The organism is Roseateles sp. GW821-FHT02E12 (genome assembly GCF_059421665.1).
This window is the reverse complement of sequence record NZ_JBWKVK010000002.1, coordinates 1,349,940-1,372,189: the sequence shown is the minus strand read 5'-3', so window position 1 is coordinate 1,372,189 and position 22,250 is coordinate 1,349,940. Positions and strand designations below refer to the sequence as shown.

Sequence of the window (22,250 nt, the reverse complement as noted above, 5' to 3'; positions counted from 1 at the left end):
CGTGGGCGGCTTCACCCTCGTCGAGATGCTGGCCGTCGTCGCCATCGTCGGCGTGCTCGCGGCCGCGGCCCAGCCGCTGCTGCTGTGGGCGCACAAGCGCGGGAAGGAGTACGAGCTCCGCCTGGCCCTGCGCACCCTGCGCGGCGCGCTGGACGACTACCACCAGGCAGTGCGCGAGGGCCGTGTCACCGTGCCCGTGGGCGACAACGGCTATCCGCGCGAGCTGCGCCAGCTGGTCGACGGCGTGCCGCTGGCCGGCCAGCCGGACAAGGCCAAGCGCATCTACTTCCTGCGCCGCTTGCCGCGCGACCCGCTCGCCGATGCGCGCCTGCCCGCCGAGCAGAGCTGGGGCCTGCGCAGCTACGACAGCCCGCCGACCGACCCGCGGCCGGGCAACGATGTGTACGACGTGCACTCACGCTCCGAGGCGCGCGCCATCGACGGCACGCGCTACCGGGACTGGTGAAGTGATGTCAGCCCCGCGCTTACGAGTACGCGCCCGGCCCCCCAGGGGGACGCGAGCCGGCCTTGGGGTGGCCTGGCGGCCAACTCCAACGCGCGGCTTCACGCTCATCGAGCTGATTGTGGTGATGGCCATCGTGGCCCTGCTCGCCGGCATCGCCGCGCCACGCTATTTCCGCAGCGTCGATCGCGCCAAGGAGAACAGCCTGAAGAGCTCGCTGCGCGTCATGCGCGACGCCATCGACCACTTCGCCGCCGACCGCGGCCGCTACCCCGACAGCCTGGACGAGCTCGTGCAGACGCGCTACCTGCGCGCGCTGCCGGAAGACCCGCTGACGGGCAGCCGCGAGGCCTGGGTCGTGCTGGTGCCGCCGGCCGATGCCGACGTCACCGGCCAGGTGTTCGACGTGCGCAGCGGCAGCGCCGAGCGCGCACCGGACGGCACTCTTTATGCAGATTGGTGAAACAAGGCCCCCACGTCGGCGGGTACGCCTCCTGCCCCCCGAGGGGGCGCGCGCGCCTTGGGATGGCCCGGCGGCGCGCCAGCACGGTTTCACCTACCTGCTGCTGCTGTTCGCCCTGACGATCGGCGGTATCGGCCTCGCCGCCCTGGGCGAACTGGCTCGCCAGCGTGCGCTTCGTGAGCAGGAGGCCGAGCTGGCCTTTCGCGGTGCCGACATCGCACGCGCCATCGCGAGCTATGTCGATGCTGGTCCGGCTGGCGCACGCGCGCTGCCGCACAGCGTCGACGAGCTGCTGGAGGACCGACGCTCGGGCCGCGTCGTGCGGCATTTGCGCCAGCTGCATGGCGATCCCCTGAGCGGACTCCCGGGCGGCGGCTGGGTCTGGCTCGCGCCGGGCGAAACCGGCTGCAGCGCGCCGCCACGCCGTGGCCAGATGCCCTTGGGTCTGAGCGCCGTGCGCAGCAGCAGCACGCGGGCCTTGCTCAAGCGCGAGACCCAGGCCACCTTCCTGGCCTGCGACCTCGTGTTCCGCCACGAGGCCTATCTGCCCGCGGCCAGCAAGGCTGCAGCAAGCGCCGCGGCCTCGCCCTAGTCCGAACGGCTCATTGCGTCGCCGTTTCTTCAACGCCGAGTCACGCGCGGCGCCCAGACTCGCGAGCTTCGCGGCGGCGCTTTGATCCACGGCCGCGCCAAGGGTTCCTTACCAGGACGCAAAGTTTTGTCTCCACCCATGACCCAGAGCCCCACCGACCCGGCGCAGACCTCGCTCGTCTTGAGCGACAACCACGTCGAGGCCATCGTGAGCTCAGCGGAGGCAGGGTTGGACGTGCGCCGCCGCTACCAGTTCTTCGTCTGGATCCAGGGCAGCCTGCAGGTGCTGCTGCCGCACCAGCTTGCGATCTGCGGCGCCTACTCGCGCACCCGGCACGAGCTGCAGTTCGAGGCCTTCAACTCCGTGCCCGTTGACGCCCAGCTGCTGACCAGCTTTGCCGAAACACGCGGCGCGCTGCTCGGCCAGTTGCAAGAGATGTGGCTGCGAGCTCGCTGCAAGCCGGTCACGCTCAATCTGGCGCAGGTCGAACTGCCCGAGGCCCATGCGGAGCACCGCGAGTTGCTTCAGTCGGCGGGCTTTCACGAGCTGGTGGCGCACGGCGTGTCGCGGCCGCAGCGGCCCAACGAGATCGAAAGCTTCTTTGTGCTGGCCAGCCAGGGCACGCCCTATTCGGCCCGCCATCGGCTGTGCTTCGAGCTGCTGATGCCCCACATGCACAGCACCTGGCAGCGCGTGCAGGTCATCGAGCGCGAACTGCGCGAACTGCCACCGCCGCAGCTGGGCCGGCCTGCATCGGGGTCGCAGATCACCGATCGCGAGCGCCAGATCCTGCGCTGGCTGCGCGAGGGCTGCAGCAACCCGCAGATCGGCGAGACGCTGGGCATCAGCGCACTGACCGTGAAGAACCACGTGCAGAAGATCCTGCGCAAGCTTGGCGCCGCCAACCGCGCCCAGGCCGTGGCCATCGCGATCAGCCTGAACCTGCTCAGCAGCTCGGCCCAGCCCGGCGAGCTGACGACGCTGCGCCGCTGAAACCGGCGCCGCCATGGGCGGTTTCATGGGATGCGGGTTCGCCCGTAGTCCGTTTGGTTCCCCCTAATGCCGATGAGCCCGGCATGCATGTCACCACCGCTTGCCAAAGTGCTTGTTGTCGCAGGACACCTTCGTTCTTTGAACCCAGGGCCAGGCCCCAGCACCCAGACAGACCGCCGGACGCAAGCACGCGCCTGAGCAGTCTGCTCCAGGTGTCCATCCAGCAAGACCGGCAGCCCGCCTGCCGGAATGACGCCCACACCCATCTCTTTGGAGAGACTGCAATGAACTTCCTCAAGACCCTCGCCGCCGTCGCGGCCCTCGCCGCCATCAGCGCCCCCGCGCTGGCCAGCATCAAGCAAGTCAACAACGGCACGTCCGAACTCTTCCTCGCCGTCGGCGACCAGAACGGTTCCTTCATCCTGGACACCGGCGTCACGCTGGACTCGCTGCTGACCTCCCCGGCCAGCTTCAGCCGTGCCGTTGCTGGCGCCGCCTGGACCAGCTATGTCGCCGCCGACACCAACCTGTTCGATGGCGCCTCCAACAGCACCACCGGCACCCGCTGGGCCCTGTTCGTCTACGACGGCTCCACGCTGCCCGACTTCGACGCACAGCGCGCCATCACGACGCTGGGCAAGGGCCTGACCGCCGCCAGCGTCATCGTTGACGCCGGCACTATGAACCAAGCCAACGTCGGCACCGGCAACATCGGCCAGTCCGCCAACGGCACCGGCACCCACATCAACACGGCCAACGGCAGCAGCTACAACGTGAAGGGCACCCCGGGCTACGCCGGCGCCAACTTCTTCCGCTTCAGCGATGCCAACACCTTCATCGGCAACAAGGTCGGCGACAGCTCCAAGCTGTTCCTGCTGCAAGGCGATGCCACCGACGGCACCGATCCGACGCTGCCCGTCATCGCCACCCAGCTGGGCCTGACCGCCAGCTTCGACGGCACGACGCTGTCCGTCACGGCCGTGCCGGAACCCGAGTCCTACGCGCTGATGGTTGCCGGCCTGGCCGTGGTCGGCTTCGTCGCCCGCCGCCGCCGCGCCGTCTAAAGGCGCCACCGGCCGGCTCATCGAGCCGGCCTCTCCATCCCTTGCCTCGTCGCGCCTGCCGGCGCGAGGGGTTGTCACGCACCTGCACGGAACCATCATCATGAAACTCCGCCTCCTCGCCATCGCCGCCGGCCTCGTTGCTGCCTCTGGCGCCCAAGCCCTGACCCCCGCCGACATCGCCGCCGCGCGCACCGCCGGCACGATCAAGGAGATCTCGATCTCCGGCGCTTCCGCGCTGCGCCTGTCGATCGGCGCCTACGTGCAGGAAATCTGCACCCCCGCCACCCTGCACGTCTACTTCAACGGCACCCTGCCGGTCAGCAGCACCAGCGGCGTGAACCACCGCGCTTACGCCTGCCAGCTGAACGCTGCCGTCGGCGCCTATGCAGCCGGCACGCCGGTCGTCGTCTACAAGCGTGACCAGGGCGGCTCCGCCCAGGGCGTCAACCCCATCGCACTGAACAGCGCGATCGCCCACCTGAAGATCGTCAACGACGCCACCTGCGCCGTCACGCCCAACCCGGCCTTCAGCGACATCCAGGTCCCGAACTACCTGTGCTCGGGCACTGAAAACCGCGTTTCCGATGCCGGCATCTCCGACGTCGAACCGGCCATGCTGAACCAGGCCCCCAATCTGGCCGACACGACGGCCGGTGACCCGTCTTCCGGCGTCAGCGCTCCGGTGGACCTCAGCAATGTCGTCTCCGCCCCCTTCGTCCAAGGCATCTTCGGCGTCGCCGTCAACAAGCAGACCTACCTGGCCCTGCAGAAGACCCAAGGCCTGGACAACGCCGGTGCCATCGACGAGTCCGATGCCAAGCGCCCCAGCCTGCCCACCACCTTCGTGCGCGCCGTGCTGACCGGCGGCCTGGCCGCCAATGCCACGACCAAGCGCGGCTGGGGCCTGGTCATTGACGAAGCAGTCGACGCTTCCGTCAACACCAAGGCTTTCAACGTCTGCCGTCGCCAGCCGGGCTCGGGCACGCAAGCCGCGTCCAACATCTACTTTGCCCAGAACCCCTGCGGCGGCGATGCCGCCACGAACGTTCTGCGCCAGGCCAGCGCCACGACGCCGACGCATGCCGCCACCGGCAGCTACATCGTCAACGAGCAGTCGGGCACGGGCGGTGTCGAAACCTGCCTCGGCACGACGGTCAACAACATCGCCGGCGCCTACGGCCTGGCCGTGCTGGGCCGCGAGAACAACCCGCTGGCCAACGGCGGCGACAAGGGCTACCGCTACGTGAAGCTGGACGGCGCTGAACCGGTGCGCTGGAACGCCACGACGCAAAAGGGCGCCACGACCGGCCACTATGACTTCGTGTTCGAGTCGACGCTCCAGACCAACAGCGCCAACCCCGGCCTGGACGCCGACAAGCTGGCCTTCATCACCGCCATCCGCACCGGCGCACCGAAGCCCGCCGCTCTGGCTGCAGCCGATGTCGACACCCAGCAAGGCGTGATGTCGCCTGCCGGCGCCTGGTCGGCTCTGGGCCAGTACCCGGCCCTGAGCGCCGCCAACAAGCCCTTCGCCTCGCGCGTCACCCGCACCGCAGGCAACAGCTGCACCGTGCTGAAGATGGTCCGCTGATCACCGCAAGGTGACCGACGCAGGCGCCGCTTCGGCGGCCCTGCATCGACATCTGGCCGGGTCGCAGCGCACGTGCGCCGCGACCCGCTTTGCCATTCCTCTGGCGAAGGCAGGGCATGTGCCGATCGGACTATCGCCGACTTCGTCAGGCCTTCATGCGCGGTCCTCACACTGCCGCCATTCGCTCCTAACGCCCAATTCCATGACCACTGCAATCCACCACTGGCAGCGCGGCTGCGCGGCCCTGACGCTGTTGACCGCTTGCGGCCTGGCCAGCGCCACGATCAAGACCGGTACCGGCTTCGAGCTGGTGCTGACGGTGCTGGACCAGACCAACGCCAAGATGAGCTACACGCTCGACCTGGGCATCAGCGCCAACGACTTCTGGGTTCAGGCCCAGCAGGACACCGGCGCCAGCTACTTCAAGACCATCGACCCGGCCACGGACACTGCCTTCAACACCTTCATCACCCAGGCCACGCTGGGCACGACACGCTGGATGGTCACCGGCGCCTACCTGAGCGCACCACTGCCGTCCGACTTCATTTTCTACACCACGCAGACCAACAACGGCAGCATCCCGACCCAGACCAAGTACTACGACAAGGCCCATGCGGTCACGTCGGACACCCTGGATGCGACCGCCGGCCTGAGCAATCACTACACCGCGCTGAACACCTCGTCGACGGGCGGCGCCATCCTGCAAAGCACGCACAACACCCTGGACAACGGCAGCGCCGTCGCCAGCAAGCCCGCAGGCAACAACGGCACCTATGCACAGAAGAGCAATGGCTTCGGCGTCGATGGCGGTGGCACGGCCGACGGGGATTGCCTCATCAACGCCAGCTTCTGCGCCGGCAACCCGCTCGGCAAGTCGTCCTGGTTCTACAAGGTGACGCCCACTCTGCTGGAGGGAGACGTCGAAGGCACCTCCCCGGTCATCATCGACGAGTTCGACAACCTCACCGCCGACGGCTACTGGGGCTTCATCAAGGACCCGAGCAGCAACAAATACATCCTCAGCTACACGCTGGCTGGCTCCAACCCCAAGAGCCTGGTGAGCACCGATGCCGGCCTCAACCGGCTCTCGTTCACCGACTACAGCGCCCAGAGCGGCGGTGCCCGCCTCATTGGTGTCGGCCTGGACGATGTCGCCAACCAGATCGACGCTGGCGCTTTCGCGCAGGGTGGCGTCAGCAACGTGAGCGCCGTTCCCGAGCCGCAGACCTGGGGCCTGATGGCCCTGGGCCTGGTGGGCGTTGCCGCCGCAGCGCGCCGCCGCCGCGCGGCAACCACGGCCAACATCGTCTGAAGGGGATGAGCATGCGTCTCCCGCCGCGCCTGCCTTGCCTGCGTAGTCTCGGCCTCGCACTTCCCATCGCGCTGGCCTGCCAGGCTGCGATGGCCGTCACGCCACCGCGCAGCGCCAGCGGGCAGTCCGACCTGCTGCTCGTGCTGTGGGACTCCGTGGCCCAGGTGTCGTACACCCAGTCCGTGCTGCCCACCACCACCAACGCCGACCAGTTCTGGGTCAAGGCACAGCAGGACGCCGGCTACAGCTTCGGCCTGGAGCTGGATGCCGCCAACCCGGCGCTGGCCGCATTCCGCGCCGCCTCCACCAACGTCGCCAATCAGAGCTGGGCGGTGTTCGGCTTCGAGTCGGGCTTCTCGCTGAACCCGGGCGTCAACAAGGTTTTCTCGACGCTCACACAAGGCCCCGGCAACGGCGCGCTGAATCCGAACTGGACGGACATGACGTCGTCCAACTACGCCCTCATCCTGGGCCTCGCGTTCAACATCACGGTGTCCAGCAAGCTCTACGGCGGCCTGAGCAGCGCGGCCGTGTCGGGCCAGTCGTTGCGCCCCGAAGGCAGCCTCTTCTCCAGCTTCGATCGCGCGGGCTCGGGCGGCTATTTCGCCGGCCAGAGCGGTTTCTCGTCGCAGGGTGGCGGCGCCAACGGCAGCTACCTGGCGGGCGCCTACAACGTGGCCAACGCGGTGGGCAAGTCGTCGTGGTTCTACTACCTCACCAACGCGGCGGACAGCAGCACGGTGGCCGTCGATGAGTTCGACAACCTGGGCTACAACGGCTACTGGGGCGTGGCCATGACCAGCGCCGACAAGTACCTGCTGACCTACACGCTGCCCGCCGCCAACACGCCCAAGACCAGCGCCGTCTCTGACATCGGCACCCAGCGTGTCTCGCTCACCGACTACGCCGCCGGTGCCGGCAACGCGCGGCTGCTGGACTACAGCGACGCGCTGACAGCCATCTCCGCCGTCCCCGAGCCCGGCAGCTGGGCCCTCTTTTCGCTGGGCCTGGCCGGCCTCATCGCACGTACCCGCCAGCGCCGCTGACACCGCCGGCGTGATCCATTCGGCTCACGCCACTTCATCGCCGGTTCACCGCGAACCGGAACACTGAACCCCATCGCTCCAGAGAGCCGACCCGCCCAGGCGACGGTCGGGCGCCGCCGTGTTGAAACGAGGATTGATTGCACTGTCGATGGCGCTCGCGCCACTGCTGGCCGGGGCGCAAGGCGCACCGGCAGCGGCGCCGCGCTTTGACATCCTCGAGTTCGAGGTTGAAGGCAACACCGTGCTGACGGCCATTGCCATCGAGCGCGCGCTGATGCCCTTCATGGGCCCGCAGCGCAGCATCGACGACGCCGAGGCGGCACGCGGTGCGCTGGAGAAGGCCTACCAGAGCGCCGGCTTCCTGACCGTCTTCGTCGACCTGCCCGAACAGCGCGTGGACGGTGGCATCGTGAGGCTCGCCGTGCTTGAAGGCCGCGTCGAGCGCCTGGCCGTGACCGGTTCGCGCTACTTCGACCAGGGCGCCATCCGCACCCAGGTCGCCGAGCTCTCGCCCGGTGTCGTGCCCAACTTCAACGAGGTGCAGCGCCAGCTCGGTGCGCTGAACACCACCGAGGACCGGCGCGTGCAGCCCGTGCTCAAGCCCGGCCGCCTGCCCGGCACCGTCGAGGCTGAGCTGCAGGTGCAGGACAAGCTCCCGCTGACCGCCAGCTTCGAAGCCAGCAACGCCGGCACGGCCAACACCGACCCCATCCGCACCAGCGCCACGCTGCAGTACGGCAACCTCTGGCAGCTCGGCCACAGCCTGAGCCTCACGCTGACGACGTCGCCCACGGAGCCCCAGCAGACCGCCGTCGCCGTGCTGAACTACGGCATCCCGCTGGCCGGTGGCGACTCGCTGGGCTTCTACGCCGTGCGCTCCAACAGCAACGTGGACACGCTGGGCGGCACCAAGGTGCTCGGCAAGGGCAGCACCTTCGGCCTGCGCTACGGCGTGAACCTCCCGGCAGCGGAAGGCAGCGTGCACGCGTTGAGCCTGGGCGCCGACTACCGCGACGTGCAGGAACAACTGCGGCTGGGCAACGAGTCCATCGCCAAGCCGCTGCGCTACCTGCCGTTCTCGGCGGGCTACAGCGGCAGCTGGTTCAGCCCCACGCGCCAGACCCAGTTCAACGCCACCTTCTCCTTCGCGCTGCGCCCGCTGTTCGCACGCCGCATCAACGGTTGCGAGCTGGAGGATGGAACCCTGGGCAACGACGACCAGTTCCGCTGCAAGCGCAAGGGCGCCGACGGCGGCTTCGCGACGCTGCGCGCCGACCTGCGCCACACCGAAGTCTTCCCCGCGTTCAGCGTGACGGGCCGCGTCGCCGGCCAGCTCGCCTCGCAGCAGCTCAGCAGCGCCGAGCAGTTCTCGGCAGGCGGGGCGGAGACGGTGCGCGGCTACTACGAAGGCGCCGCCGTTGGCGACCATGGCCTGCTCGCCTCCATCGAGCTGCGCAGCGCCAACCTGGCCACGGTGCTGCAGCGTGCCCACCCCGGCCCGGCGCTGCAGGACCTCGGCGAGATCACGCTGCTGGGCTTCATCGACGCGGCCAGCCTGTCCACCATCAACCCCGATGTCGGCCAGAACCGCCGCCAGCCCCTGCTGGGTAGCGGCGGCGGGCTGCGCGTTGGCCTGCGCTCGGGCATCAACTTCGAGCTGCTCGCCGCACATGCCTACAAGGCCATCGTCGGCAGCGCGAAGCCTGGCACTCGCGTGCATGCACGCATGGCGGTGAAGTTCTGATGAAAACCGCACTGCATCCCCTGGTTCCCCTGGTCGCCGCGCTTGCGGCCGTCATGCCCTGGCAGGCCGGCGCGCAGACAGCGGCCGCCAACGCCGTGCCCAAGCCAGCCGTTGGTTGGCGCGTCTTCGGCAGCGGCCAGCCGGGCCTGCCCACCGGCGTGCCCAATGCCCGCGGCGGCGCGGACATGACCATCCAGCAGACCAGCCAGCGCGCCATCTACGACTGGCTGAGCTTCGACATCGGCGCACAGAGCTCCGTCACCTTCGACATGGCCCAGGCGGGCTCCAGCGCGCTCAACCGCATCGGCAGCGCCAACCCCAGCCTCATCTACGGCCAGCTCAAGGCCACCAACGGTGGCGAGGTCATCCTTTTCAACCGCAACGGCATCCTGTTCGGCGGTGGTGCGCGCGTGGACGTCGGCAGCCTCATCGCGACGACGCTCAAGCCGGCGGACGGGGACTTCAAGGCCGGCTTCGCCAACAACATCCTCGGCGCCAACCCGGCCTTCCGTTATGACAACGCGGCCGCCTTCGCCAGCAGCTTCGTGCGCATCGCGCCCGACGCCGAGATCAAAAGCGCCGAGGGCGGCCGCATCCTGCTGTTCGCCAAGACGGTCGAAAACGCCGGCAAGCTGACCTCGCCCGGCGGCCAGGTCGTGCTGGCGGCCGGCGCCGAGGCCTATCTGCGCCTGCCCACCGATGCCGGTCCGGACCAGAAGCTCTACGCCTCCGAGGTCAACCCCGACGTGCCGGCCCTGCGCGGCCTGCTCGTCGAGGTCGGCCGCGCCGGCCTTGGCACGGCCGGCGACGGCAGCACCACGAACGCGGCCGGCGGCCAGATCAGCACGCCGCGCGGCAACACGACGCTGGTCGGCATGGCCGTCAACCAGGTTGGCCGCATCAGCGCGACAACCAGCGTGTCGCAGAACGGCTCCATCCTGCTGCTGGCCCAGGGCAACACGACGGCCATCGATGGCGGCCTGACCTCCTCCGACCCGAGCTTCAAGCGCGCCCGCACCGGCGGCGAACTGACGCTCGCGGCCGGCAGCGTCACCGAGATCCTGGCCGACAACACCGGCGCCGACGGCAAGCCGCTGACCTCGGACGACAACGCCAGCTTCACCGCCTCGCGCCTGGCCTTCGCGGGCGCCAACATCACCATCCAGGGCCAGGTCACGGCGCCCGGCGCCCAGGCCACGCTGCGCGCCACCAGCACGCCCAACTACGACACCCAGCCCGCCGGCGCCCAAGCCTTCGAGGCCGACGGGCACGGCCGCATCACGCTCGGCGACAGCGCCCGCATCGACCTGTCCGGCACGACGGACACCCAGGTCAGCGTCGCGCGCTATTTCGTGACGACCGAGCTGCTCGGCAGCAACGACCTGCGCGACGCGCCGCTGCAAAAGAGCGGCCTGCTCTATCGCAACAAGGTCACGCTGGATGTTCGCTCCACGTCCGACATCCTCGGCGACCTCGCCAGCTACCGCAGCGCGCTGCAGCGCAGCGCCAGCGAGCGCCTGGCCGGCGGCGGCACGCTGAACCTGCTGGCCGGAGGCGCCGTGCTGGTGGGCTCGGGCGCGCGCATCGACGTCAGTGGCGGCCGCGTCGCCGTGACCGACGCGAGCGTCAGCCCGACGCGGCTGACCGCGGCCGACGGCCAGGTCTACACCGTGAACACGGCCCCCAAGGACCAGATCTACGCCGGCATCGACAACGCCTTCGCCAACCGCAACGCCTGGGACCGCAACGGCGCCAACGTTGCCTACGGCCTCAGCAGCAGCGCCCGCGTGGAGGCCGGCTACGTGGAGGGCCGCAACGCCGGCGCGCTGAGCATCGTCGCCCCCGTCGTGGCACTTGCCGGCCAGCTCAGCGGCGACAGTGCGCTGGGCCGCCGCCAGCTTGCGGGCCTCGACGCCCGCCCGACGCTCGGCCGCCTGGCTCTGGGTAGCGCCTTCAACAAGGGCACTTTCGGCGGCAACAGCTACGCCGGCGCCGTGCTGCAGAGCCTGGCGCTCAGCGCCAAGGCTGCGGCGCTGGACGCGAGCGGCACGCAGTCCCAGCTGTCACTGGAGCAGTTGCAGCGCAGCGGCTTCGGCCGCATCGAGATCAGCACGGTCGGCGACCTCAGCCTGCCCACCGGCGCCAGCCTCACGCTGCCCACGCTGTCCAGCCTGCAACTCAGTTCCGAAGCCGGCGGCGTGCGCCTGGGCAGCGCACTGCGGCTGCCCGGCGGCAGCCTCACCGCACGCAGCCTGGATGGCGGCGACGTCAGCGTCGCGGCCGGCGTCACGCTCGACGTCTCCGGCGCCTGGACCAACGCCCTGCTCGACGGCCTCGGCGCCAGCACGGGCACGGCCGGCGGCAGCATCGTGCTGGCCTCGCGCCGCAGCGTGCAGACCGCTGCCGGTTCGGTGCTCGACGTCTCCGGTGGCGCCCTCGTCGACACCAGCGGCACGGTGCGCGGCGGCAACGGCGGCAGCCTCGTGCTCGGCCAGGACCCTGGCGCAGCCCAGGCCCAGCGCGACAGCAACAACGTCAGCCTGCAACTCGGCGGCACCCTGCGCGGCTACTCGATGCAACGCGGCGCCGGCCTGACGCTGACCGCGCCCAGCATCGCCATCGGCAGCGGCGGCCCCGCCGCCAGCCTGACGCTGGACGCAGGCTTCTTCAGCCAGGGCGGTTTCGCGGCCTTCAGCCTCGACGGCCGCCAGTTCCTGGACGTGACGGCCAGCACGCGCATCGCCCCCGTCGCCGCCACCTGGGTACCGACGAACGCCGCCCGCAACGCCGCCAGCGGAAGCCGCGCCGCCGATTTCATGGCCATCGGCCAGCCGGCCAACGCGCTGCCCCAGGTCGTCAACCTCGAACTCGCATCGACTGCCCTGGGCAGCGGCTCGCTGACGGTCCATGAAGGCGCGCGCATCGACCTGCGCCCGCAGGCCAGCCTCGGCCTCTCGTCCACCGCGCGGCTGGAATTCGACGGCAGCGTCACCGCCCCCGGCGGCAAGGTCAGCCTGAGCCTGAACCGCAGCGACGTTGCCGGCTACACGGCGCCGCAGTACCTCTGGCTCGGCGCGAACAGCCTCATCGACGTTGCCGGCACGGCGCTGATCACCCCCAGCAGCGACGGCCTGGTGCGCGGCCAGGTGCTGGCCGGCGGTGACGTGAGGCTCAGTGCCTCGGGCGGCCCCGCCGGCAGCATCGTCTGGCAGTCAGGCGCGCGCATCGCCATGGGCGGCACCAACGCGGAGCTGGACGTCACGCTGCGCGACGTCGGCGGCAACCGCACCCGGCGCGAAGTGGTGGCCAGCGCGGGCGGCAGCCTCGCGGTCAGCGGCAACGGCGCCCTCCTCCTCGAAGGCAGCCTCAGCGCCGCCGGCGGCGACGCCACGCAGGCGGGCGGCCGCCTCAGCATCGCGCTGAGCCCGGGCCGCAGCAGCGCCACGAGCAATCTGCCCCCCGCACGCGAGCTGATGCTGACATCCGCTGCCGGCACGGCGAGCAGCACGCTGCGCCCGGGCGACCTGCCCTCGCCGGCCGCGCTGGGCCTGGGCAACGCCAGCATCTCCGCCGCGCAGATTGCCGCGGCCGGCCTCGCCGACCTCAGCCTCGCGGCCCAGGACGGCCTCTTCATCGGCGACGGCGTCAACCTCGCGCTGGCCCGCCAGCTGACGCTGGACGCGCCGCGCCTGCGCATGGCCGACGGCAGCCGTGCCCAGCTCGGTGCGACCGAACTCGTCTGGAGCAACCGCCAGGCGCGCGTGAGCGACGTCGTCGGCAACCAGGGCCCGCTCGCGGCCAGCAGCGCCGGCACTGCCAACCTCACGCTCACCGCCACGCGCAATCTCGTCGTCAGCGACCGCATCGTCACCCAGGGGCTGGGCCAGCTGACGCTGACCGCCGCCGAAGACCTGCGCCTGCAAAGCCGCAGCGCCGACCTGCCCGCCGCGGGCGGCGCCATCAGTGGCGCGCTGCTCACCCAGGCCGACGTCAACCTCCAGGCCGCCCAGATCTACCCGGCCACCGACACTGCCTTCACCCTCGACGCCAGCGGCCACCGCGTCAGCATCACGGCCAGCCACGCCCCGGGCGACCAGCCGGCCAGCGCGGCCGGCCAGCTCAGCATCCTGGCGAGCCGCATCGTGCAGGCCGGCACGCTGCGCGCACCGGGTGGACGCATCAGCCTGCAAGCCAGCGAGTCGCTCACGCTCGCGCCCGGCAGCGAAACCTCGGTCAGCCTCGCGGGCCAGACCCTGATCTACGGCGGCAGCGACGGCAGCAGCTGGACGCGCCCGTCCAACAGCCTCGTGCTCACGGCCCCCGTCGCCAAGGCCGTGTCGCTGCAGTCGCCCAACGTCGACCTCGCCAGCGGCTCGACGGTCGACCTCAGCGGCGGCGGCAACCTCGTCGGCTGGCAATTTGTGTCGGGCCCCGGCGGCTCTGCCGACGCCTTCACCGGCAGCGACGGCGCCTTCGCCCTGCTGCCCGCGCGCTCGCTGCACGGCCTGTTCGATCCCGCCCTCGCCGACTCCGCAGCCGCCCTCGGCCGCGAGATCGTCATCGGCGACGGCGCCGCCGTGCCCGCCGGCCGCTACACCCTGCTGCCCGCCCGCTACGCCCTGCTGGATGGTGCCTTCCTCGTCAAGCCGGCCGCTGGCACGCCGCTGGCCTTCGGCGCCGCCATCACCCAGGCCGACGGCAGCCAGCTCATCGGCGCCCGCCTGGCCGACGCCGGCACGGCGCTGCAGTCCGCGCTGCCCTCGGCCTGGCTGCTGCAGACCAGCGCCCAGGCACGCAAGCGCTCCGAGATCCGCACCAGCCAGCTCGACCTCGTCTTCGCCGCCGCGGCCGACAAGGCCGGCACGCCCGCCGCGGCCCTGCCGCGCGACGCCGGCGCCCTGGTGCTGCAGGCCAGCCAGCTGCAACTCGCCGCCACCTTGAAGGCCACCGCCGGCAGCACCAGCCAGGGCGCGGCTGCGACCGTCATGGGCCAAGGCGCCCAGGTCTTCATCGCCAGCGGCGATATCCAGGTCGGCGGCACGCGTGCCGGCGCCCTCAACCTCGACGCAGCCCAGCTCAACGCCCTGGCGACGCAGACCCTCGTGCTCGGCGCCGTGCCCGAAGCCGGCGGGCTCAAGGTGCTCGCCCGCGAGGTCGACGTCGCCGCCGGCACCCAGCTCACCGGCCAGGACCTCGTGCTCGCCGCGACCGACCGTGTGGCGCTCGGCGATGGCGCGCGCCTGACGGCCCAACCCACGACGGCAGCGAGCACCACGCTGCACCTGCTGGGCGATGGCGCCGCGCTGCGCGTCAGCGGCGCCGCCGGCGCCGGCCTGCAGCGCGACGGCGCCCTGCAGCTGGCCGGGCGGCTGGACATCGGCACCGGTGTGCAGCTCGCCAGCCCCGGCGCCATCACGCTGGACAGCGCCCGCCAGGCCCAGGTCGGCGCGGGTTTCAGCGCCCAGGCGCAAGCCTTGACCCTGGGCGCCGGCCATCTGCTCGTCGGCGCCGCCAGCGCCCATGCCGATACGCTCGACACGCTGGCCTTCGACCCCGCCTGGGCCGCAGCCGTCGCCAACCTCACGCTGCGCAGCTACACCAGCATCGACTTCGCCACCGGAGCGAACCTCGGCAGCAGCGGCCTCACCAGCCTCGGCCTGGACGCCCCGCTGCTGCGCGGCCCCGCCAGCGGCACGGCCAACGTGCAGGCACAACGGCTGCTGTTGAGCAACAGCAGCGGCATCACGGCCACCCCACCTGCCCAAGCCGTCGACGTGCCAGCCGGCAGCCTGGCCCTGAGCGCCGCCCTGACGCTGACCCAGGGCCCAGGCAACCAGCGCGTCGCCGCCGCGCAGACCCGCTGGAGCGCCGGCCAGGCCGCACTCGTCGCGGGCACGGGAGAGACCCGCTTCGCCGGTGATCTCGACATCCAGGCCCCGTTGCTCACCAGCACCGGCAGTGCCACCGCCAGCCTCCAGGCCGCCGGCCGCCTGCACCTCGCGCCGCCACCCACGCCCGCACTCGCCCCGGCCATCGCCGCCGCGCCACTGCCCACGGGCAGCGGCAGCCTCAGCCTCGGCGCCGACACGCTGCAGCAGGACGGCGTCATCGCCCTGCCCGGCGGCCGGTTGCAGCTCGACGCCCAGCGCCAGCTCGGCTTCGGCGCCGCGTCCGTCACCACCGTCGCCGGCCAGACCATCAACCTCGCCGGCACCGCCATCGACCTCAGCGCCGGCCGCATCGCCGCGCAGAGCCGCCAGGGAGACGTGAGCATCGCCGCCGGCGCCTTGCTGGACGTCTCCGGCAGCGGTCAGCAAGGCCCGGCCGGCAGCCTGTCGCTCGCCGCGCCCCAGGGCAGCGTCGAGCTGGCCGGCCGCCTGCGCGGCAAGACCGCCGGCAGCGCCCAGGGCGCCAGCCTCAGCCTGGACAGCGCCGCGGCCGTCAACCTGGGCGCCCTCGCGCAAAGCCTCGCGGCCGAGGGCGGCGGCAATTTCAGCGCCAGCATCGCCGTGCGCAACCGCAGCGGCAACCAGGCACTCGCCGCCGGCACCCGCCTGGCCGCGCACGAAATTCTGCTCAGCAGCGACAGCGGCCGCCTCGACATCGCCGGCACGCTGGACGCCAGCGGCGCCGGCGGCAGCATCCGCCTCGCCGCCGGGCAGGACCTGACGCTGCAGGCCGGCGCCAAGCTGCTGGCCGTCTCCAGCGTTGCCGACCACCCGGGCCGCATCGAACTCGCCAGCGACCAGGGCTGGATCGACCTGCAGGCCGGCGCCCTGCTCGACCTGCGCGGCGCCACGGCCGCCAGCGGCGGCACGCTGAACCTGCGCGCCCGTCGCGAAGGCGAAGGCTCCGGCAGCGGCGTGCGCATCCAGGCCATCGCCGCCGACATCGTGGGCGCCATCCGCCTCGACGTCGAAGCCGTCAAGGTCTACGACGGCGTGACCAGCATCGTCGACGGCGGCCCCCTGCCCGCCCCGGCACCCAGCCCGGCGCCTGCCCCCGCGCCGACGCCGACGCCGACGCCTGCCCCCAGCCCCGAGCCAAGCCCATCGCCGAGCCCGAGCCCGAGTCCCAGCCCCAGTCCGGAGCCGAGCCCGGCACCGAGCCCCGCCCCCAGTCCCGCTCCCACACCCGCGCCCAGTCCCGAGCCTGCGCCTGCGCCGTCTCCGACACCCTCACCGTCGCCATCGCCATCGCCTGCGCCCTCCCCCGCGCCCAGCCCGGCGCCGACGACGCCTTCCAACGGCAACGGCGACGGCAGCACGCGCGACCAGTTGCCGCCCGCGCCGCCCATCAGCCCGGCACCGACTCCAGCACCCACGCCGACGCCGACGCCGGCCCCCAGCCCGACGCCTTCGCCCAGCCCGGCACCGGTGCCCACGCCGCCGCCCGCACCCAGCCCGACGCCCGCGCCCGCCCCGGCGCCGCACGACAACACCGACACCTCCACCACCAACCCGCCGGCCCCGCCGGTGGTGTTGCCGACGCCGCCCGTTGCGCCGACACCGCCCGCGCCATCGCAGGGCAACGGTGACACGACGCGCGACAAGCTCCCCCCGGCCCCGCCCACCGGCCCGCCCAGCCCCACCCCGGCACCCACGCCTACCCCCACGCCCCCGCCGCCCAGCCAGCCCTCGCCGGGCAATGGCAACGGCGACACCTCGACCACCAACCCGCCGACACCGCCGGTGGCGCAGCCTTCGCCAGCGCCTGCACCTGCGCCGACACCCACGCCAGCGCCCGCACCGACACCCGCCCCAGCGCCCGGCAGCAACGGCAACGGCAGCACGCGCGGCCAGTTGCCGCCAGCCCCGCCCGTGGGCCCGCCGACACCACCAGCCACCCAGCCCTCGCCGGGCAACGGCAACGGCGACACGTCGACGACCAACCCGCCGAGCCCGCCCCTGACGCCGCCGCCAGCGCCGCGCGCAATCTCCGGTGGCTCGGCCACGATCCAGACCCTCGACGCCGGCGAGCCCACCACGCCGTCCGCCGGCAATGGCGACAACAGCACCCGCGATCAGCTGCCGCCCGGCGCGGGCTCGCCCAGCCCGGCCCCCACACCGGTGCCTACGCCAGCGCCCGCTCCTTCGCCCGGCCCGAGCCCGAGCCCCGCGCCGACACCCTCGCCTGCGCCCACGCCGGCACCCGTCCCCCTGCCGCAAGGCCAGCTCGGCACGGCCACCGTCGATGCCGAAAGCCGCGCCTTCCTCGACGCGGCCTCGGAGTCCACGGCCTGGCGCCTGACCACGATCAAGCCCGACCTCCAGCCCCTGCTGCGCGTGCGCGCCGGCGTCGAGATCCGCTCGACCGGCGACCTGGTGCTGGCGACCGACTGGAACCTGCCCCTGCTGGTGGCAGCCGACCGCGCCGCCCTGCCGCACGCCGCCGAGACCTCGGTGACGCTGCGCGCTGCGGGCAACCTGAAGCTCGAGCACGGCCTGAGCGCCGGCTTCCAGTCGCCCGGCAACAACAGCACGTTGGACGGCTGGGTTGCCGTCAGCCACCTGGCCGGCAGCCTGCGCGCCGTGGCGGGCGCCGACCTGGCAGCCGCCGACGTGCTCGCCACGCAGCGCGACCGCAGCGACGTGCAGCTCAGCGTGGGCCGCAACGGCAGCGGCAGCCAGGACATCCCCACCGTGCCGCTGCGCACGACGACGGGCAGCATCAGCCTGGCCTCCGCCGGTGACGTGAGCCTTCTCAACACGGGTGCCAAGGTCTACACGACCGGCGCCCCCGTGCTGACCCAGGGCGACGCGGCGCCCGCCAATCCGGCGCCGGCACCGGCCCCCTCTCCGGCGCCCGCGCCGACCCCGGCACCCACGCCTGCTCCGGTTCCGGCGCCTGCTCCATCGCCATCGCCCTCACCGGCGCCAGCGCCAGAACCTGCTCCGACCCCTGCACCGGCACCGGCGCCAACGCCCGCGCCTGCACCGAGCCCTGCGCCGGCGCCCAGCCCGACTCCCGCGCCGGCCCCCGGCATCCCGTCCGTGGGCAACGGCGACGACACGACGCACGACCACCTGCCGCCGGCTCCGCCCGTCAGGCCGCCATCGCCAGCACCAACACCGACACCGGCTCCAACGCCCGTCCCCACCATTCCCTCGACAGGCAATGGCGACGGCACGAGCCGGGATCAGCTGCCGCCGGCGCCACCCACAACGCCGCCAACGCCGTCGCCCAGTCCAGCGCCCACTCCGGCGCCAGTGCCCGCGCCAACGCCGGCGCCGGTCCCAGCACCGGTTCCGACCCCTGCGCCTGCACCTGCACCTGCACCTGGCCCGACCACTCCCTCGGCAGGCAATGGCGACGGCACCAGCCGGGATCACCTGCCGCCAGCGCCGCCCACGACGCCGCCAACCCCTGCCCCAACTCCGACGCCAGCGCCGGCACCGGCGCCAACGCCAACGCCGGTTCCGCCTCCTGCACCTGGCCCCACGCCGTCACCCGCCCCCGCGCCTGCGCCCTCCATTCCGGGCAGCGACACGTCCGACACCAATCCGCCGGCGCCGCCCGTGGTGCTGCCACCCGTAGCCACCCCCGTGCCGACGACCCCTTCCGTCGGCAACGGCAACGGCAGCACCCACAACCAACTGCCGCCGGCACCGCCCACCAGCGCAACGCCGCCAGCACCGAACCCGCCGGCCCCATCGGCCCCATCGGCCCCGGTCGATGGCACCACGCGGGACACGCTGCCACCACCGCCCCCGCTGCCACCAGCACCACCGGCGGTGCCAACCCAACCGTCCCAGGGCAACGGCAACGACAGCACCCAGGTCACGCTGCCGCCGCCCCCGGTGAGCCAGCCCGCATCGGCCGGTGTCGTTCGCACCGCGGACGCTGGCGAGGCCACACCCACCGCGCCCAGCAGCGGCAACGGCGACGGCGGCACCCGCGACCAGCTGCCGCCACGGCCCCCGACCTACCCCGGCGAAGTGACTTCGCCGCCGCCCGCGCCTGCGCCCTCACCCGCACCGACACCGGCCCCCACGCCGGCGCCGACACCCGAACCCGGCCCGGCGCCTGCGCCTCCTCCAACACCCACCCCGGCACCGCCCGTGGCGCCGCAGCCCGACCCCCTGCCCAGCGAAGCCCAGCTCGGCATCGACCTCAGCTTGGTGAGCGCCGACCTGATGCGCCCCGGCCTGAGCCCCTTCCTGTCGCGCGGCGGCTCGGTGACGATCACCGCCGGGCGCGACCTGAAGGGCGCCCAACTCGGCCGTGCGCAGGACGACATCAGCCAGTGGTGGTGGCGCTCGGGCGTGGACAGCAATTCGCCCACCGCCTGGTGGTCGCGTTATGACCTGTTCAGCCAGGGCATCGCCACGTTCGGCGGCGGTGACGTGCGGCTGTCCGCCGGCCGCGACGCGGTCCAGATCCACGCTTCCGCCGCCAGCAGCGGCTGGCGCGGCGTACCCGAGGGCTCGGCCAGCGATGCCACGGCCGTCTATCAGCAAGGCGGCGGCAGCGTGGCGCTGAACGTCGGCCGCGACGTCGTCGGCGGCCGCCTGTTCGCGAGCGGCAGCAACCTCGATGTGACGGCTGGCGGCGCCATCGCCCGCGACGCCACCGCCACCGTCAGGGCCGACGCCGGCCTGCAGCTGCTCTACGGCACGAGCCAGGTGCAGCTGCGCGCGGCGGGCGACGTCGACCTCGCCGCCGTGCGCGCTGCCGAAACCACCGTCACGGACTCGGCCAACACGCTGGGCCTGGGCAGCGTGCTCGGCGGCTTGAGCCAGGGCGCGAGCCTGAGCCTGCTCAGCGGCGGCGACCTGCGCCTGCGCGGCGAAGCCGCGCGCGCCAATGGCCAGGACGGCGAGCCCAACCGGCTGGAAAGCCGGCTGCCCGACCAGGTGCAAATGCTGGCGCCCCAGGGCGACCTGCGCCTGGACGGCAGCGTCGTGCAGGCGCCGCAGTCCGGCGACCCGCGCTTCGCCCTCCTCGCGGCAGGCGATGTGCGGCTCTCGTCGCTGATCATTGGCGCCGCGACCGGGCCGCGCGAGGCCGGCCTGTACAACCGCACGCTGCTCGAAGAGGCCCTCGGCGCCTACCCGGTCGCCCGTGCCGTGGCCCGAGTGCCCGACGTGGGCGACACGGCCACGCCGGCAACCGTGCCGGACCGGCTGGACGCCAGCGACCGCAGCCCGGTGCGCATCGCCGCGGGGCGCGACCTCTTCGTCAACAACCTGGCCGATTCGGTGCGCCCGGTGGACTTCAGCGCCGGCCGGGACATCGTCTTCTCGATTGGCCAGCGCCTGGCCGTGCAGCAGCAGGACCGCAGCTACGCCGTGGACGGCAGCCCCGGTGCCGCGATGCGCGAGATGAGCGTGCTGCAGGCCGGCCGCGACATCACCCGTGTGGCGGTCGAGATTGCCGGCCCGGGTGACCTGCTGGTGTTGGCTGGCCGCGATGCCGACCTGGGCGCCAACGGCGGCCTTGTGTCGCTGGGCGCGGTGCGCAACAGCAGCCTGTTGCCGCCGGGCGGCAGCAGCATCACCGTCGTCGCCGGCCTGCGCGCCGACGGGGCCGACTACCGCACGGCAGTCACCCAGGGCTTCGAGCTGCTGGGCAGCAGCGGCTGGCAGGGCCAGCTCGGCACCGTCTACCAGGCCCTGGGCGGCACGCGTGCCGGTTTCGACAAGCTGAGCGCCGGCGACCAGTTCGCCGCGCTGCGCCAGCTCCTCGGGGCTGCGCATGTCGACGCCGGCATCGCGGCCTATGTGCAGGCACTGCCAGCACGGGCCGACGCGGGCGAGCAGCGCCAGCGCATCGCCGCTCTGCTCGGCAAGTCGGCCGACGACCCCGCGGTGCAGGCCTATGCCGACAAGCTCGGCGGCACGACGCAGCCGGCCTGGAGCGATCTCAGCACGGCCCAGGCGCTGGTGGCCTTCGCGGCACTGCCCGCGGCGCAGCAGGCCGCCGCCGTCACGCCGCTGCTGACGGCCGAGCTCGGCCGCCTCGACGCGCCCAGCCGCCGCCAGCTACTGCTCGCGGTCGCGCCCACCGCCCAGACGAAAGCCCTGGGGGACTACGTGCGCAGCCTGGCCGATGCGAACGCGAACCTCAGCGACGCCCAGGCCCTGGTCGCCTTCGAGGCCTTGCCGCTGGCTCGCCAGATCCCCTGGCTGAACCGTCAGCTCGTCGCCGAGCTGCGCAGCGCCGGCCGCGCCGCCGCGCAGACAGAGGGCGATGCGCGCTGGGCGGCCTATGCGCCGGGCTACCAGGCCGTCAACCTGTTGTTCCCGCTGCCCGCCAACGGCGCTCGCCCGAGCGGCGAGCTGCGCCTGCCGACGAGCCAGATCAAGACGCTGCAGCAGGCCGACATCACGCTGCTGGCCCCGGGCGGCGGTGCCAACGCGGGCGAGATCGTCGCCAGCGGCCTGGCCAAGAAGGCCACCGAGCTGGGCATCGTCACCGTCAACGGCGGCAGCATCTCGGCGGCCGTGGCGGGCGACTTCGCCGTCAACCAGTCGCGCGTCTTCACGCTGGCCAAGGGGGACCTGCTGCTGTGGTCCGGCGCGGGCGACATCGACGCCGGCCGCGGCGCCAAGACGGTGACCGGCGCACCGGCACCCGTGCTGCGCCTGGACAGCGACGGCAAGCTGGTGTTCGACACCTCGGGCTCCTTCAGCGGCTCGGGCATCGCGGTGCTGAACGCCGACAGCAATCTCGACCTGTTCGCACCGGCCGGCGAGATCAACGCCGGCGAAGCGGGCATCCGCTCCAAGGGCAACGCCTTCCTTGCGGCGGATCGCGTCGTCAACGCGGTCGACATCCAGGTGGCCGGCAAGGTGTCGGGTGGCGGCAAGGTGGAAGCACCCACCGCCGTCATCTCGGCGCCGGTCAACACCGCCCTGGGCCCGACGAGCGCCGGCCCCGCCAGCACCGACAGCGACGACGACGAGAAGAAGAAACGCCGCCGCCGCCGCAATCTGCTGCTGGAGTTCCTCGGCTTCGGCAGCCAGTGATCACGAAAGAA

Annotated in this window: 10 protein-coding genes; all 10 read left to right on the top strand. The window is 72.3% G+C overall.

Annotated features, from left to right (window positions below; genetic code table 11):
• Nucleotide 1 precedes the first annotated feature (1 nt).
• The 10 genes from AC07V5_RS17065 (at nucleotide 2) to AC07V5_RS17020 (ending at nucleotide 22,239) form a co-directional block, all read left to right on the top strand.
• Nucleotides 2-466 (top strand): type II secretion system protein, encoded by a 465-nt coding sequence (locus AC07V5_RS17065; protein WP_495116867.1) that lies wholly within the window; start codon nucleotides 2-4, stop codon nucleotides 464-466.
• 4 nt (nucleotides 467-470) lie between these two features.
• A complete protein-coding gene (locus AC07V5_RS17060; protein ID WP_495116866.1) occupies nucleotides 471-926 on the top strand; it encodes a type II secretion system protein in 456 nt (151 codons plus the stop codon).
• Complete coding sequence (locus AC07V5_RS17055) at nucleotides 913-1,518, top strand: hypothetical protein (RefSeq protein ID WP_495116865.1); 606 nt, start codon at nucleotides 913-915, stop codon at nucleotides 1,516-1,518. The genes AC07V5_RS17060 and AC07V5_RS17055 overlap by 14 nt, the downstream gene beginning before the upstream one ends.
• 138 nt (nucleotides 1,519-1,656) lie before the next feature.
• Nucleotides 1,657-2,511 (top strand): XrtB/PEP-CTERM-associated transcriptional regulator EpsA, encoded by an 855-nt coding sequence (epsA, locus tag AC07V5_RS17050; RefSeq protein WP_495116864.1) that lies wholly within the window; start codon nucleotides 1,657-1,659, stop codon nucleotides 2,509-2,511.
• A gap of 284 nt (nucleotides 2,512-2,795) precedes the next feature.
• The gene (locus tag AC07V5_RS17045; RefSeq protein ID WP_495116863.1) at nucleotides 2,796-3,575 is read left to right on the top strand and encodes a PEP-CTERM sorting domain-containing protein; all 780 of its coding nucleotides are present in this window, start codon (nucleotides 2,796-2,798) and stop codon (nucleotides 3,573-3,575) included.
• A gap of 100 nt (nucleotides 3,576-3,675) precedes the next feature.
• Complete coding sequence (locus tag AC07V5_RS17040) at nucleotides 3,676-5,166, top strand: hypothetical protein (RefSeq protein WP_495116862.1); 1,491 nt, start codon at nucleotides 3,676-3,678, stop codon at nucleotides 5,164-5,166.
• Between the two features lie 202 nt (nucleotides 5,167-5,368).
• A complete protein-coding gene (locus AC07V5_RS17035; protein ID WP_495116861.1) occupies nucleotides 5,369-6,478 on the top strand; it encodes a PEP-CTERM sorting domain-containing protein in 1,110 nt (369 codons plus the stop codon).
• A gap of 11 nt (nucleotides 6,479-6,489) precedes the next feature.
• On the top strand, nucleotides 6,490-7,524 hold the full coding sequence (locus AC07V5_RS17030; protein ID WP_495116860.1) for a PEP-CTERM sorting domain-containing protein: 1,035 nt from the start codon (nucleotides 6,490-6,492) through the stop codon (nucleotides 7,522-7,524).
• Nucleotides 7,525-7,642: 118 nt separating this feature from the next.
• A complete protein-coding gene (locus AC07V5_RS17025; RefSeq protein ID WP_495116859.1) occupies nucleotides 7,643-9,268 on the top strand; it encodes a ShlB/FhaC/HecB family hemolysin secretion/activation protein in 1,626 nt (541 codons plus the stop codon).
• Nucleotides 9,268-22,239, top strand: coding sequence for a filamentous hemagglutinin family protein (locus AC07V5_RS17020; protein WP_495116858.1), 12,972 nt, complete (start codon nucleotides 9,268-9,270; stop codon nucleotides 22,237-22,239). Before AC07V5_RS17025 ends, AC07V5_RS17020 begins: the two co-directional genes overlap by 1 nt.
• The last annotated feature ends 11 nt before the right edge of the window (nucleotides 22,240-22,250 follow it).